Origin of the sequence: Bradyrhizobium sp. AUGA SZCCT0105 (assembly GCF_018129565.1) — a bacterium.
GTDB lineage: Bacteria > Pseudomonadota > Alphaproteobacteria > Rhizobiales > Xanthobacteraceae > Bradyrhizobium.
This window is the reverse complement of the sequence record NZ_JAFCMK010000002.1, coordinates 772541-786118: the sequence shown is the minus strand read 5'-3', so window position 1 is coordinate 786118 and position 13578 is coordinate 772541. Positions and strand designations below refer to the sequence as shown.

The window sequence follows — 13578 nt, the reverse complement described above, 5'->3', positions numbered from 1 at the left end:
AATAGTGCTCCGCTTGCTCGCAACGGCCCGTCTGCGGGGAGAGCCGAAACGCACCGCGCGATGCGTTCCGGTTGAAGAGCCTCCGCGAACGACTGCGATCCGTCGCGGCAAATATGCGATGCGGGCGATCGCGTCGATGCCGTTCGACGAGAGCATCGCTACACCGAAAGCTAGATAGCACTGCTCGCGATGACCGAATACGCCAAGGAAGGCGCCCAAGGCGTTCGGCGAGAAGCGCAAGCCGACCTGGACCGGGCGATAGATAGGGTCATACTCGTCGTTCGAGAGCGGTTACCCGCTCTCGAAATCCCAAGCCAATTGATCAGAACGCTGTGTCGAGCGGCTAAAAAGAGGTGGCTTGGCCAATTATCGCATTCCCGCCGCCGGCCGGCGTCGCTTGAAGGTAGACACCGTCGTTGATAAGCTGAATCGACGAATACACCGAACCGCCGATATTGTTCGGTGGCGATACGCAAGGCGAAAAAGTACTGCCCAGGTTGATCCCGGAGCTCAGGAAGTACTGCGGCGGACTGCCCGTGGGGTTGCCGACTGGATTTCCGGTGCACACCCGTCCGTCAGTCTGCAGGACGTCAAGAGTTTGTTGGCCGACGCCTACGAGCAATTTGCTCAGCTGGCTGTTGATCGGGCCGAACGCGCCGCCAATGGTCGAATGAAGATAGAGGCCATTTGAGCTCCAGTATGCGACGAACTCTCCTTGCCGCAAGCTCGTCACCCCGACAATTCCGGAATAGGAGGCTACCGTCTCCCCGCTGGACGAGACGATCGAGAACAGCCCCGATGAATAGACGACGTAGAGGCCTTGGCCGTTCATCCCCGTCGCAATTGCCTTCACACCGGTGCGCACCTGGGTCCAGCTAGCGGTGGTCGTCAGCACGTACAGGCGACCGTCGGATGTCAGTTCGTAGATGGCGGCGCCACCTTGGCCGCTCGCAATCTGAGCGACTCCGCTACCCGCCGCCAAAACCCAACCTGACGGCGTGCGCTGCCAAAGCGCACCCGCCTTCGTCAGTTGAAACACTGATGATGGTCCTGGCCCCGCTGCAATCGCGGCAACACCGGGGCCAGCCAACGTGATGCCAGTACTATCAACCTGCCATAGCACTCCGGCCCCCGTCTTGTAGTAATAGTCGCCCGATGGTCCTGGCACGACCGTGTCCACGAAGGCAGGCGTTCCAGCGTCGACCACCCATTGAGCTTCCGTCGGATCGCTCGCGAATGCGGTCAGCAGGGAATACATCAGGAATTTCCCGCCCTGATAGTGACCGCCATTCGTACTCGTGAGCGAGCCGACCACCGTCGCAGGAAAGCTCGGGATCGACGACGCTATGGAACGAAGGCTGATGCCATTCACGACCTGATTGGGAGAAACAAGAGTCCCGTTCAAGTGGTTCTTAAGTGTTGTACTAGCGATGACATTAGCAGTGGGGTCGAGGAGCATGTTCGGCCCGACACCCGTCACAAAAAATTGGGCGTGATTGCCGACGGGGTTTGGGGTCGTCGGGTCGGACCGCCATCCCACGGTGTGAATCTTTATCCCGGCGGGTGGGCTCATTCCTGAGGCTTGATAAATCCAGTAGTAAAGACGTATGGCCAGCGACACGTACTGGCTGCAAGACAGCAAATAGTCGCCACTCTGCGACACGTAGCTGTTGTTCAGAAGGTTCGATGCAGAGCCTGCTGCGCGCGAACTGCCGTAGGATGCGGACTCATAAGAGAAGGCGGTCGCCACAATCAGCTTGAGGCCGTCCGGCGCTAGCGAACCGCAAAGGGAGCTGTTGTTGGCCTTCAGGAACATACTGAGCGCGTTCAGGCATTGGGTATTTGAAGCCCCGGGAGCGCCCACCAACTGTGCGAACACGGCGGGGCTCTGCCGTATCGCACTTACCCAAGCCGGATCGAACGACCGGTTCATGGTTCCTGCCGGATCCCAACTCGTCGGACCGGCTCCGGGGAATCTGCATGGATCTGAGCTGAGAGCGTGCGCTGGCCTCGCAACGATGAAGGCAAGCAGCAGGGAAGACAACAGGAAGGCAATTTGAGATCGGGCTCTGGCCAGAGGCGTCATTTTGCGCCGAGTGCGGCGGGCATTCTGGTTCATTTTTGCTGTCCTGTAGATCTCGGATTGATGCACGGAAGTGCGTAGCCGCTTGTCGTATTGTCCAAAGCAGAAGTTGATCAGGATAAAGAACGAGGATTTGAGGGAGGGACTTCAATCGCCAAATACGCGTGCGACACTAGGCTACGCGAGCGTTCGGCTAGTTTACGCAAATGTCAGATCCACGACGCTGGCTTCTCAAGGCTTCGTAGATGATCGAGCCACTTCTCATGTAGACAACCAGCGGCGATCTCTTCTGTCCTGTCATCATACTGTTACAACATTTGGATGATTGTGTGCAGACAATCAATTATAGATAGAATATTTGGATCGAAACAAGAAGAGTTTGAAATCTCTCTAAGCCATCGCGAGGGATCCAATGCTCAGGCTGGTGCTGACGTTTGTGCTTTGCGTATTGAGCTTCTCTGTGAAGGCGTCTGCGCCATCTAGTTCGCAACCAGGTTTGCAACTGCAATTCTTTTCTACGAACCAGCTCAATCAGATCGCGTCGGCTGCGACGCAGACGACGGAAGCTCAGTTTGATGCAGCTCAAGGCCAACTTGCGACCCAGCTGACTCGGTGGGGACGCTTGCTTGCTATGGAGATCCGACCCAGCCCGGAAATCTCTCCATTCAGGCGGCAAATTCAAACGGCTATTCCTACTACAAGCGCTCGGATCGCTGGGTCGACGCGGCGGCGAAAAACGTTGCTTGTCCATGAAGACAGGCCTGCAGGTGCCGTGACACGAAGGCACTAGTCATGAGGTCAACGAGGCAGTTCGCGAGCATTGTTCGTGAGAACAGGCTCTGTCAGCATCATCATCGTCGAGGATGGAAGCCGTAGATGCGTAAATTGATCGTCACGCTTGTCACGTGGCTCGCTTTCGCGCCAGCGTTTGCAGCTCAGACCAACTGGACCAACACCTGCACGACATGGCACTTCAATCCGAACAATGTCCGCGACCCGACCATCGTGTTCAACAATACGAGCTTGCCGAATTGGGGCGTGTGCCCGGGGTATGACGGCACTCCCTATGAATTTCATCCATGCAACTTCGCGCCGAACACAACGCCAGCGACTTGTTCGGATGGAACAGGTCCGAAGGATGCCTGCGCGAACACATGGACACAAATCCCGCTTTGGCCCCAGTTCAACATTCCCGCCACAGCGAAGGAGGTCATCCTGACCGGTAACTCCTACATCACTGGTCCGAACCAGTGGACCGCGACGGTCTACGCCTGGTTTCGCGCTCCGGGTTCGACATGGGCGCTCTCACCGATCTTCGATGGCGGCTACATGTCGACATTGATCGTCCATGCACCGGTCGGTCTAGTGAACGGTGTTCCGAATATTGAGATGGCGTGGAGAGCCGAGGGCGCGACGCTCGCACCGGCGCCAAATCCAGATACGGTCGCGCTCGTGATGATTTTGTCCGGGTGGTGCGAATAGGGAAGCAGCAACGAGACAATTTTCGCTCGGTTCCCCGGAACACCACGATGATGCCAGCTACCGGCATCATCGACAGCATCAGCTCCCCAGGCTCACTGACTCCAAAGACCGCTGGAGCGAAGTGGAGCGGATTAGCCCGCGTTGGCCTTCAGGCCAGCGGCTTCGATGCCGGCTACGGCGCAGATCTCGTCATTGTCTGAGGTGTCGCCGCTGACGCCGACGGCGCCGAGCAGGGTCGAGCCGTCCATGATCAGGACGCCGCCGGGGACCGGCACCAGCCGGCCCTGCGCCAGCGTGTTCACGCTGTCGATGAAATAGGCCTGCTCCTGCGCGCGCTGAAACAGCGCCCGCGATCCCATCCCGAGCGCCAGCGCGCCATAGGCCTTGCCGTGGGCGATCTCCGCCCGCATCAGGCTGGTGCCGTCCTGCGCCGCCGTGACCTTCACGGCGCCGCGGGCGTCGAGGATGGTGACCACCAGCGGCTTGAGCTTCTTCTCGACGCCCTTGGCGAGCGCGGCATCCAGAATCTTGCGGGCGGTTTCGAGAGTGAGCTCAGCCATGGGCCTCTTCCTTTGTCGGCAATGATTGGTCGGATTTCGATGTCGCACGTTTCAGGCTCATCGCCAAGACGCTGGCGACATGCAGCGGCGTGCGTCCGCTGCCGTCCTTGATCTGGTGCCGGCAGGAGGTGCCGTCGGCCACGATCAGCGTGTCCTGATCCGCGCCACGCACCGCAGGCAGCAGCGACAGCTCGGCCATCTCGATCGAGGCCTGATAGGTGTCCGCGCCATAGCCGAACGCGCCGGCCATGCCGCAGCAGCTCGACTCGATGGTCTTGACGTCGAGACCGGGCACCAGGCGCAGCACCTTCTCCACCGGCTTGAACGCGCCGAAAGACTTTTGATGGCAATGACCGTGCACGACCGCCTTGCCCGCGACCGCGCCGAGCGGCAGGGCGAGGCGTCCAGCCTCGGCCTCGCGCACCAGAAATTCCTCGAACAGCAGGGCATGCGCGCTGACGGCCTTCGCGGCGTCATCCGAACGCAGCGACAGCAGCTCGTCGCGCAGGGTCAGCAGGCAGCTCGGCTCGAGACCGATGATCGGCACGCCGCGCGCCGCGAACGGCGCGTAGGTCGCCACCAGCCGGTCGAGCTCGGCTCGGGCCTGCTCCACCAGACCCGCCGACAGGAACGTCCGTCCGCAGCACGGCGGCCGGCGGCCGTCCGACGGTTTGGGCAGATGCACGCGGTAGCCGCCGGCGACCAGCACCTCGATCGCGGCGTCGAGATTTTCCCGCTCATAGCCGCGGTTGAACGTATCGGCGAACAGCACGACTTCGCGCCCTTCAGGCGGACCCAGCACCTCGGCGTCCGGCCGGAAGGTGTCGCGGCGAAACGCCGGCAGCGCGCGCTTGGCGCTGATCCCGGCGAGCTTCTCGAACAGCGTGCGTAGCAGCGGGCTCTTGTTGCGCCAGTTCGCGAGCGGCGCGAAGCGCGAGGCGAGATCGACATAGCGCGGCAGATAGCCGACCAGCCGGTCGCGCAGCGACAGGCCATGCGTCGCGGCGCGGGCGGCCAGCACCTCGATCTTCATCTTGGCCATGTCGACCCCGGTCGGGCATTCATGGCGGCAGGCCTTGCAGGAGACGCAAAGTTTCAGCGTCTCCATCATCTCGTCGGAGGCCAGCGCGTCCGCACCCAACTGGCCCGAGATCGCCAGCCGCAACGTGTTGGCGCGGCCGCGGGTAACGTCCTTCTCGTTGCGCGTCGCGCGATAGGACGGGCACATCACGCCGCCTTCGAGTTTCCGGCAGGCGCCGTTGTTGTTGCACATCTCGACCGCGCCCTGGAAACCGCCGCCGGCGCCGGGATAGGCCGACCAGTCCAGCGCCGTCTTCAATTCGCCGACGCGATAGTCCGGCGAAAAACGAAACAGCGAGCGGTCGTCCATCTTGGGCGGATCGACGATCTTGCCCGGATTGAGCGTATTGTCCGGATCGAAGCGCTGCTTGATCTCGCGGAAATCTGCCACGATGCGCGCGCCGAACATGGTCTCGTGGAATTCCGAGCGCACCAGGCCGTCGCCGTGCTCGCCGGAATGCGAGCCCTTGTATTCGCGCACCATCGCGAAGGCCTCCTCGGCAATGGCGCGCATTGCCTTGACGTCCTTCTCAAGCTTGAGGTTGAGCACCGGGCGCACATGCAGGCAACCTTCGGAGGCGTGCGCATACATCGTACCGCGGGTGCCGTGCTTGGCGAACACGGCATTGAGCCGTTCGGTATAATCGGCGAGATGCGGCAGCGGCACCGCGCAATCCTCGACGAACGAGACCGGCTTGCCCTCCTGCTTCATCGACATCATGACGTTGAGTCCGGCCGCGCGGAAATCGGCGATGCCGGATTGCAGCGCGGGCTCGACGATCTCGACCACGCCGCCCCATTTGCGCTGCGGCTTGTCCCAGCCGAAGCCGAGGTCGGCCATCAGCTCGCCGAGCTGCTTCAGGCGGGCGAGGTTGTCGGCCCGATCTTCCTCGGCGAACTCGACCACCAGGATCGCGTCCGGGTCGCCGCGCACGGCGGCGGAAATGATCGGCTGGAACATCGCGATCTCGCGGCCGAGCGCGATCATGGTGCGATCGACCAGCTCGACAGCGATCGGCCGCAGCTTCACCAGATGCTGGGCCGCATCCATCGCCTCGTAGAAGCTGCCGAAATGGCAGACGCCGAGTGCCTTGTTGCGGATGACAGGCCACAGCTTCAGCTCGACCTGCGTCGTGAAGGCGAGGGTGCCTTCCGAGCCGACCAGAAGATGCGCCATGTTGTTCGGCGCGTTGCGCGGCACCAGCGCGTCGAGATTATAGCCGCCGACCCGGCGCTGCACCTTGGGGAATTTGTCTGCGATCTCGGCCGCCTCGCGCTCGCCGAGGTCGAGCATGTCGCGGAACAGCCTCTCACCGCTGTCGGGAGTATTGATCCGCGTCAGGTCGCGCGGCACCTCGCCGAAATGCAGCAGCGTGCCGTCGGCGAGTGCCGCATCCATCGACAGCGTATTGTCGCGCATGGTGCCGTAGCGCAACGAGCGGCCGCCGCAGGAATTGTTGCCGGCCATGCCGCCGATCGTGGCGCGCGACGCAGTCGAGACGTCGACCGGAAACCACAGCCCATGCTTCTTCAGCTGACGGTTGAGATCGTCGAGCACGATGCCGGGCTCGACCACGCAGATGCGGTTCTCGACGTCGAGCGAGAGGATCCGGTTCAGGTGCTTGGAGAGGTCGACCACGATGCCGTCATTGACGGTTTGGCCGCATTGCGAGGTGCCGCCGCCGCGCGGGGTGACGATCCGCCCGGCGTCGCGGACGATCGCCAGCGTCCGCAGCGCCTCGTCGACGGTGCGCGGCACCACCACGCCGGCCGGCATGATCTGGTAGAACGAGGCATCGGTCGCGTAGCGGCCGCGGTTGAAGGCATCGAAAAAGACGTCGCCGGTCAGTTCGGACCGCAGGCGCTGTTCGAGCGAGGAGGCGTTCTTCATCCCAGATCCGATGTGATCCGCGGCGCAATCCATATTGCCCGGGAATTATTCATTCGATTGAGCCGAGAATTACATTATGAATTCAAAATGAGCAACTAGCTGCCCTGAGGCGTCGTCTCTGGGGCGGCGTCCGGCGCCTCGGCGAGGTGCTCGAGGGCGGCGCCCCGCTTGTTGCGCAGATGGGCGAACAGGATGTCGCTGAGTTCGCTTCCGGCGCGGCGGCGCAGCGCATCGAGGATCGCCTCGTGCTCGCGCATCGCCTCGGCCCAGCGCTGCCGCTTGCGGGCGAAATTGGCGGAGTAGCGCACACGCCGGATCCGGCCGGCGAAGTTGGCGTAGGTCGTCTTCAGCGTCTCGTTGCGCGCGGCCGCGACGATGCGCTCGTGGATCTGCTGGTTGGTCTGGAAATAGCCGTGCATGTCGCGGTGCAGATAGTGACCGTACATCTCGTAGTGCAGCCGCTCGATCGCGGCGATTTCCTCGTCCGTGATGCTCTCGCAGGCCAGCCGTCCGGCCAGGCTCTCCAGCCCGGCCATGACGTCGAACAGCTCCTCGAGGTCGCGCTGGCTGAGCTGGCGCACCCGCGCGCCGCGGTTGGGCAACAGCTCGATCAGGCCCTCGGCGGCCAGCACCTTGAGCGCTTCGCGCAGCGGCGTCCTGGAGATCCCCAGCATTTCGCACAGCTGGCGTTCCGGAACGCGAGCACCTTCGGGAATGTTGCCTTCCACCACGTAGTCGCGCAGCCGCAGCAGGATCTCGCCGTGAAGCGAGACTTCATGGCGGTCGCTGCCGTTGCCGGCGGCGGGTTGGGTGATTGGAACCCCGGTCTCGGGAATCGCAGATTTCATATTCTGAACAATAATTTGCCGGCGCGGTCGCGTCGATCTCCACAATCGAATACCAAAATTCGATTGATAATACAAAAAATGAATGCAAAATGGCTACCCAAGGAGCCGAAATCCGGCGATTGGGAGGTTCTCATGCATCAAGGACGCCATTTTCTGCAGATTCCGGGGCCGAGCCCCGTTCCGGATCGCATTCTTCGCGCGATGGACATGCCGGTCATCGACCATCGCAGCGCCGAGTTCGCCGAGCTTGGCCGCATTGTGCTCGAGGGAAGCGGCAAGATCTTCCAGACCGCAGGCCCGGTGGTGATCTTCCCGTCGTCGGGTACCGGCGCCTGGGAAGCCGCGATCGTCAACACGCTTTCGCCCGGCGACAAGGTCCTGATGGTCGAGACCGGGCACTTCGCCACGCTGTGGCGGCAGCTCGCCGGCCGTTTCGGCATCGAGGTCGACTTCATTGCCGGCGATTGGCGGCGCGGCGCCGATCCGGCGTTGATCGAAGCAAGGCTCGCCGCCGACACCGCGCACAGCATCAAGGCGGTGATGGTCGTCCACAACGAGACCTCGACCGGCGCGACCAGCCGGATCGCCGACATCCGTGCCGCCATCGACCGCACCGCGCATCCGGCGCTGTTGATGGTCGACACCATCTCTTCGCTCGGCTCGGTCGACTACCGGCACGACGAGTGGAAGGTCGATGTCAGCGTCAGCTGCTCGCAGAAGGGTTTTATGCTGCCGCCCGGCCTCGGCTTCAACGCCATTTCGGAGAAGGCCCGCGCCGCGTCGCGCACCAACAAGATGCCGCGCTCCTATTTCGATTGGGAGGAAATGCTGAAGCCGAACGCCAAGGGCTTCTTCCCCTATACGCCCGCGACGAACCTGCTCTACGGGCTGCGCGAGGCGATCGCGATGCTGCTGGAGGAGGGGCTCGACAATGTGTTCGCGCGCCATCGGCGGCTGGCCGCCGCGACGCGGGCGGCCGTCAATCAATGGGGGCTCGAGAATCTCTGCCAGGAGCCGTCGGAGTTTTCGCCGGTGCTGACCGCAGTGATGATGCCGCCCGGCCATGATGCCGATGCGTTCCGCACGGCCGTGCTCGACAATTTCAACATGTCGCTCGGGGCCGGCCTGTCGAAGGTCGCCGGCAAGGTGTTCCGCATCGGTCATCTCGGCGAGTGCAATGAACTGACCTTGCTTGGCGCGCTCACCGGCGTCGAGATGGGGCTGTCGGTTGCCGGCGTGCCGCACCGTTCGGGCGGCGTCGAGGCGGCGATGCGGCTGCTCGAGCAGCGCGATCAACGCAACGCGTCGCATCTGAAGGTGGTCAGCACCTAAGCGCCGACCAACGGCATCCCGCACGCCAACGGCTCAGAAAAACCGCGGATCAGGGAAGGGGAGGGATATGAGGCTTCGGTTCAAGGCCACCCATGTCGTGTTAACCATGCTCTGCGTGATGTATTTCATCACCTATGTCGACCGCGTCAACATCGGCACCGCGGCCAGCGAGATCCAGAAGGAGCTCGGTCTATCGAACACCGAGCTCGGCCTGGTGTTCTCGGCCTTCGCCTATCCGTATCTGCTGTTCCAGGTGATCGGCGGCTGGGTCGGCGATCGTTTCGGGCCGCGCCAGACCTTGTTCTGGTGCGGCATGATCTGGGCTGCGGCGACCATCATGACCGGCTTTGTCCATGGTCTCGCCGCGCTGTTCATCGCGCGCTTCGCGCTGGGGTTCGGCGAAGGGGCGACGTTCCCGACCGCGACGCGCGCGATGCAGTACTGGACGCCTGCGAACCGCCGCGGCTTCGCGCAAGGTCTGACACACGCGTTCGCACGGCTCGGCAACGCGGTGACCCCGCCGGTGGTTGCGCTGCTGATCCTCTGGCTGACATGGCGCGGTGCCTTCGTCGCGCTCGGCATCGTCAGTCTGATCTGGGGCGTTGCGTGGATCTGGTACTTCCGCAACGAACCGGGCGACCATGGCTCCATCACCGCGGCCGAGCTTGCGACGTTGCCGCCGCGGCCGAAAGGCGAGCGGCCGAAGGTGCCGTGGGGACCGCTGTTGCAACGGATGTGGCCGGTGACGCTGACGTACTTCTGCTACGGCTGGTGCCTGTGGCTCTACCTCAACTGGCTGCCGCTGTTCTTCAAGAACAACTACAGCCTCGATCTGAAGAACTCGGCGCTGTTCGCATCCGGCGTGTTCTTTGCCGGCGTCGTCGGCGACAGCATCGGCGGCGTCATCTCCGACCGCATCCTCGAGCGCACAGGCAATGTGCGGCTGGCGCGGCTCGGCGTGACGATCGTGGGATTCGCCGGCGCGCTGCTGTCGCTGATGCCGATCCTGTTCGTTCACGACATCACGGTGGTCGCGCTCTGCCTGTCGGCCGGCTTCTTCTGCGCCGAGCTCGTGATCGGCCCGATGTGGTCGATCCCGATGGACATCGCGGCGAAATATTCCGGCACCGCCGCGGGGATCATGAACAGCGGCTCGGCATTTGCGGCAATCGTCTCGCCGCTGGTTGCCGGCTTCGTCATCGACGCCACCGGGAACTGGTACCTGCCGTTCCTGATGTCGATGGGGCTGCTGCTGCTTGGTGGTTTCTCGGCGTTCCTGATGCACCCCGAGCGCCCGTTCGAGGAGGCGAGCGAACTGGCGGTGCAGGGGAAGGTGATGGCCGCCGAATGAGCGGCTGCAGGTGCCTCCCGGCGCCGCCGGATATGCATGTCTGCCCCCCGCCGGGAGGAGAACAAACCCGGCGAAAATGGTGACATGGATGCGATCTTGAAGAGAGGTCAGGAGTATTGAGCTTGGGTATGCTTCGCGGCGGCTGCCATTGCGGTGAGATCAGGTTCGAGATCCCCCATCAGGCGGCTTTCAGTACCGTCTGCCATTGCCACGATTGTCGTAAGCAATCTGGCGCGCCGATGCTGGCATGGGCAATGGTACCGCGGGCCGCGGTCTCGATCCAGGGGAAGCCGAAGCTTTATTCGTCTTCAGAGAGCGGCCAGCGCTCGTTCTGCCCGGCATGCGGCGCGGGGCTGTTCTTCAGCAACGGAATTCTCGACCAGATGGGCATGATGCAGGTCAGGATCGCCGCGCTCGACGATCCGAATGCGATCGCGCCCAAGGTTCAGGTGCAGACAGCCGAGCGCGTTGGATGGGTGGGCTTGCTTCACGATCTTCCGGCCTTCGAGCGCTTCCCGGGCTGAGCGCGCGTAATCGCTGGCGGGGCATGGCAACGGATGCCAGGTCAACTCACTGAGCTGTCTGAAGAAAAGTTAAGCCATGTGGGCCGTTACGGGCTGATATGGTTGGCTTCGATTTCCGGATAGTGATATGCGAGCGGCTCACCACGACCAAGGCAAGACCGGGAAAGACGCTCATGACCGTGCATACTGGAAGGCATTTTCTGCAGATTCCGGGACCGACCAACGTGCCGGACCGGGTGCTGCGGGCGATGGACATGCCGACCATGGACCATCGCGGTGCCGAATTCGCCGAGATCGGCTTTGCCGTGCTTTCTGCGATGCAGCGTGTGTTCCGCACCAAGCAGCCCGTGATCATCTACCCCTCGTCGGGGACCGGCGCCTGGGAAGCCGCGATCGTCAACACGCTGCAGCCGGGCGACAAGGTTCTGATGTGCGAGACCGGCCAGTTCGCGATGCTGTGGCACGGCATCGCCGACAAGTTCAAGCTCGACGTTGATTTCATTCCGGGCGACTGGCGCCATGGCGCCGACCTCGAGCAGATCGAAGCCAGGCTTGCCGCCGACAAGGCGCACAAGATCAAGGCCGTCTGCGTGGTCCATAACGAGACCTCGACCGCCTGCGTCACCTATCCGCGCGACGTCCGCAAGATCCTCGATACGCTGAAGCATCCGGCACTGCTGATGGTCGACACCATCTCGGGCCTCGGCTCGCTGGAATATGAGCATGACGCCTGGGGCATCGATGTCTCGATCGCCGGCTCCCAGAAGGGGCTGATGCTGCCGCCCGGCCTAGGCTTCAACGCCGTGTCGGAGAAGGCGCTTGCCGTGGCCAAGGCCAATCCGGGGATGCGCTCCTATTGGGATTGGCAGGAGGTCATCAACATCAACAAGGCCGGCACCTGGCCGTATACGCCCGCGACCAATCTGCTGTTCGGCCTGCGCGAGGCCGTGAAGATGCTGGAGGAGGAGGGGCTGGAGAACGTCTTCGCCCGCCACAAGCGCCACAGCGAAGCGACGCGTGCCGCCATCAAGGTCTGGGGGCTGGAGACGCAGTGTCAGGAACAGGGCGCGCATTCGCCGGCGCTGACCGCGGTGCGCGTGCCTGACGGCCACGACGCCGACCACTTCCGCAAGGTCGTGCTCGAGAATTTCGACATGTCGCTCGGCAGCGGCCTCAACAAGGTCAAGGGCAAGGTGTTCCGGATCGGGCATATCGGCCACTTCAACGATTTGATGTTGATGGGCACGCTGTCCGGCGTCGAGATGGGTCTTGATCTGGCCAAGGTGCCGCATCGCAGCGGCGGCGTGCTGGCGGCGATGGAGGTCCTCAAGGGACGCGACCCGTCGCAGGCCTCGAAAGCCGTTGCTTGAGTAGGCTGGCCTGAAATCTTATCGCAAAGAACAGAAAGAGCGAGACATGAACGCGCCCGTCGCACCGACCGAAGACCTGATCTACTCCGTCGCGGACGGGATCGCGCGCATCACGTTCAACAGGCCGCAGGCCCGCAACGCGCTAACCTTTGCGATGTACGAGCAGATGGCCACCATCTGCGAGAACATCAATCAGGATCACGCGATCAAGGCGCTGATCCTGACCGGTGCCGGCGACAAGGCATTCGCCTCGGGCACCGACATCTCGCAGTTCCGCGCGTTCAAGACCGCGCAGGATGCGCTGGACTACGAGGCGCGGATCGATCGTGTGCTGGGAACGCTCGAACAGTGCCGCGTGCCTGTGATCGCGGCGATCGCCGGCGCGTGCACCGGCGGCGGCGCCGGCATTGCCGCATGCTGCGATATCCGCATCGGCACCGAGGCAACGCGGATCGGCTTCCCGATCGCGCGCACGCTCGGCAACTGCCTCTCGATGTCCAACATCTCGCGGCTGGTCTCGCTGATCGGTCCGGCACGGACCAAGGATCTGATCTTCAAGGCGCGCCTGGTCGAGGCACCCGAAGCGCTGGCGCTCGGGCTGTTGAACGAAGTCGTCCCCGACGTGGAAACATTGCAGCGCCGCGCCACCGAGACCGCGCAGCTCGTCGCTGGCCATGCGCCGATCACGTTAGAGGTGACCAAGGAAGCGGTGCGCCGTATCCGCCGCACGCTGTCGCGCGACGAAGGCGAGGATCTGATCCTGCGCGCCTATATGAGCGAGGATTTCCGCGAAGGCATGGACGCTTTCCTCAACAAGCGTGCGCCCAGCTTCAAGGGCAAGTAACGGCTGCGAGGACGCAACGGCGTCCCCATCCTCATCTGTCATCGCCCGGCTTGACCGGGCGATCCAGTACGCCGTGGCCCATCGGTTCAATAACGACTGCCTTTCAACAACGACTGCCTCTGGAATACTGGATCGCCCGGTCAAGCCGGGCGATGACACCGTTTGTCGATGCGAGCGAAGCAACGACACCCACCTCATTCCAAAGTCATAGGT

At 62.9% G+C, this 13578-nt stretch carries 10 protein-coding genes and 1 pseudogene; 7 read left to right on the top strand and 4 right to left on the bottom strand.

Features of this window, described 5'->3' with window-relative positions; all coding sequences use genetic code 11:
- Positions 1-91: 91 nt before the first annotated feature.
- Positions 92-262 (top strand): annotated as a pseudogene (locus JQ573_RS40155) (enoyl-CoA hydratase/isomerase family protein); the annotation flags it as partial.
- A gap of 81 nt (positions 263-343) precedes the next feature.
- Here JQ573_RS40155 and JQ573_RS12750 read toward each other — a convergent pair.
- Positions 344-2119, bottom strand: coding sequence for a hypothetical protein (locus JQ573_RS12750; protein WP_212310214.1), 1776 nt, complete (start codon positions 2117-2119; stop codon positions 344-346).
- Positions 2120-2959: 840 nt separating this feature from the next.
- On the opposite strand from JQ573_RS12750, the gene JQ573_RS12745 reads away from it, so the two are divergent.
- Positions 2960-3565, top strand: a complete 606-nt coding sequence (locus JQ573_RS12745; RefSeq protein WP_212310213.1) for a hypothetical protein — start codon at positions 2960-2962, stop codon at positions 3563-3565.
- Between the two features lie 131 nt (positions 3566-3696).
- Here JQ573_RS12745 and JQ573_RS12740 read toward each other — a convergent pair whose 3' ends face one another.
- From JQ573_RS12740 to JQ573_RS12730, 3 genes are all read right to left on the bottom strand, one after another.
- Positions 3697-4125, bottom strand: a complete 429-nt coding sequence (locus JQ573_RS12740) for a heme-binding protein (protein ID WP_212310212.1) — start codon at positions 4123-4125, stop codon at positions 3697-3699.
- Positions 4118-7096 (bottom strand): FAD-binding and (Fe-S)-binding domain-containing protein, encoded by a 2979-nt coding sequence (locus JQ573_RS12735; RefSeq protein ID WP_212310211.1) that lies wholly within the window; start codon positions 7094-7096, stop codon positions 4118-4120. The genes JQ573_RS12740 and JQ573_RS12735 overlap by 8 nt, the downstream gene beginning before the upstream one ends.
- 95 nt (positions 7097-7191) lie before the next feature.
- On the bottom strand, positions 7192-7944 hold the full coding sequence (locus tag JQ573_RS12730) for a GntR family transcriptional regulator (RefSeq protein ID WP_212310210.1): 753 nt from the start codon (positions 7942-7944) through the stop codon (positions 7192-7194).
- A gap of 132 nt (positions 7945-8076) precedes the next feature.
- Here JQ573_RS12730 and JQ573_RS12725 point away from each other — a divergent pair, with 132 nt between their 5' ends.
- From JQ573_RS12725 to JQ573_RS12705, 5 genes are all read left to right on the top strand, one after another.
- Positions 8077-9276: an alanine--glyoxylate aminotransferase family protein gene (locus tag JQ573_RS12725; protein WP_212310209.1), complete on the top strand. Its 1200-nt coding sequence runs from the start codon at positions 8077-8079 to the stop codon at positions 9274-9276.
- A gap of 67 nt (positions 9277-9343) precedes the next feature.
- Positions 9344-10627 (top strand): MFS transporter, encoded by a 1284-nt coding sequence (locus JQ573_RS12720; protein ID WP_212310208.1) that lies wholly within the window; start codon positions 9344-9346, stop codon positions 10625-10627.
- 128 nt (positions 10628-10755) lie between these two features.
- The gene (locus JQ573_RS12715; protein ID WP_212310207.1) at positions 10756-11151 is read left to right on the top strand and encodes a GFA family protein; all 396 of its coding nucleotides are present in this window, start codon (positions 10756-10758) and stop codon (positions 11149-11151) included.
- Between the two features lie 173 nt (positions 11152-11324).
- A complete protein-coding gene (locus JQ573_RS12710) occupies positions 11325-12521 on the top strand; it encodes an alanine--glyoxylate aminotransferase family protein (protein WP_212310206.1) in 1197 nt (398 codons plus the stop codon).
- Positions 12522-12567: 46 nt separating this feature from the next.
- Positions 12568-13365 carry an enoyl-CoA hydratase/isomerase family protein gene (locus tag JQ573_RS12705; RefSeq protein ID WP_212310205.1) on the top strand — a complete coding sequence of 266 codons (798 nt, stop codon included), beginning with the start codon at positions 12568-12570 and terminating at the stop codon, positions 13363-13365.
- Positions 13366-13578: the final 213 nt, after the last annotated feature.

Bases quoted from the DNA above. Each gene is read 5' to 3' on its own strand.
- JQ573_RS12735 (WP_212310211.1), bottom strand. From the start codon at position 7,096: ATGAAGAACGCCTCCTCGCTCGAACAGCGCCTGCGGTCCGAACTGACC.
- JQ573_RS12705 (WP_212310205.1), top strand. From the start codon at position 12,568: ATGAACGCGCCCGTCGCACCGACCGAAGACCTGATCTACTCCGTCGCG.
- JQ573_RS12740 (WP_212310212.1), bottom strand. From the start codon at position 4,125: ATGGCTGAGCTCACTCTCGAAACCGCCCGCAAGATTCTGGATGCCGCG.
- JQ573_RS12715 (WP_212310207.1), top strand. From the start codon at position 10,756: ATGCTTCGCGGCGGCTGCCATTGCGGTGAGATCAGGTTCGAGATCCCC.
- JQ573_RS12730 (WP_212310210.1), bottom strand. From the start codon at position 7,944: ATGAAATCTGCGATTCCCGAGACCGGGGTTCCAATCACCCAACCCGCC.
- JQ573_RS12725 (WP_212310209.1), top strand. From the start codon at position 8,077: ATGCATCAAGGACGCCATTTTCTGCAGATTCCGGGGCCGAGCCCCGTT.
- JQ573_RS12720 (WP_212310208.1), top strand. From the start codon at position 9,344: ATGAGGCTTCGGTTCAAGGCCACCCATGTCGTGTTAACCATGCTCTGC.
- JQ573_RS12710 (WP_212310206.1), top strand. From the start codon at position 11,325: ATGACCGTGCATACTGGAAGGCATTTTCTGCAGATTCCGGGACCGACC.
- JQ573_RS12750 (WP_212310214.1), bottom strand. From the start codon at position 2,119: ATGAACCAGAATGCCCGCCGCACTCGGCGCAAAATGACGCCTCTGGCC.
- JQ573_RS12745 (WP_212310213.1), top strand. From the start codon at position 2,960: ATGCGTAAATTGATCGTCACGCTTGTCACGTGGCTCGCTTTCGCGCCA.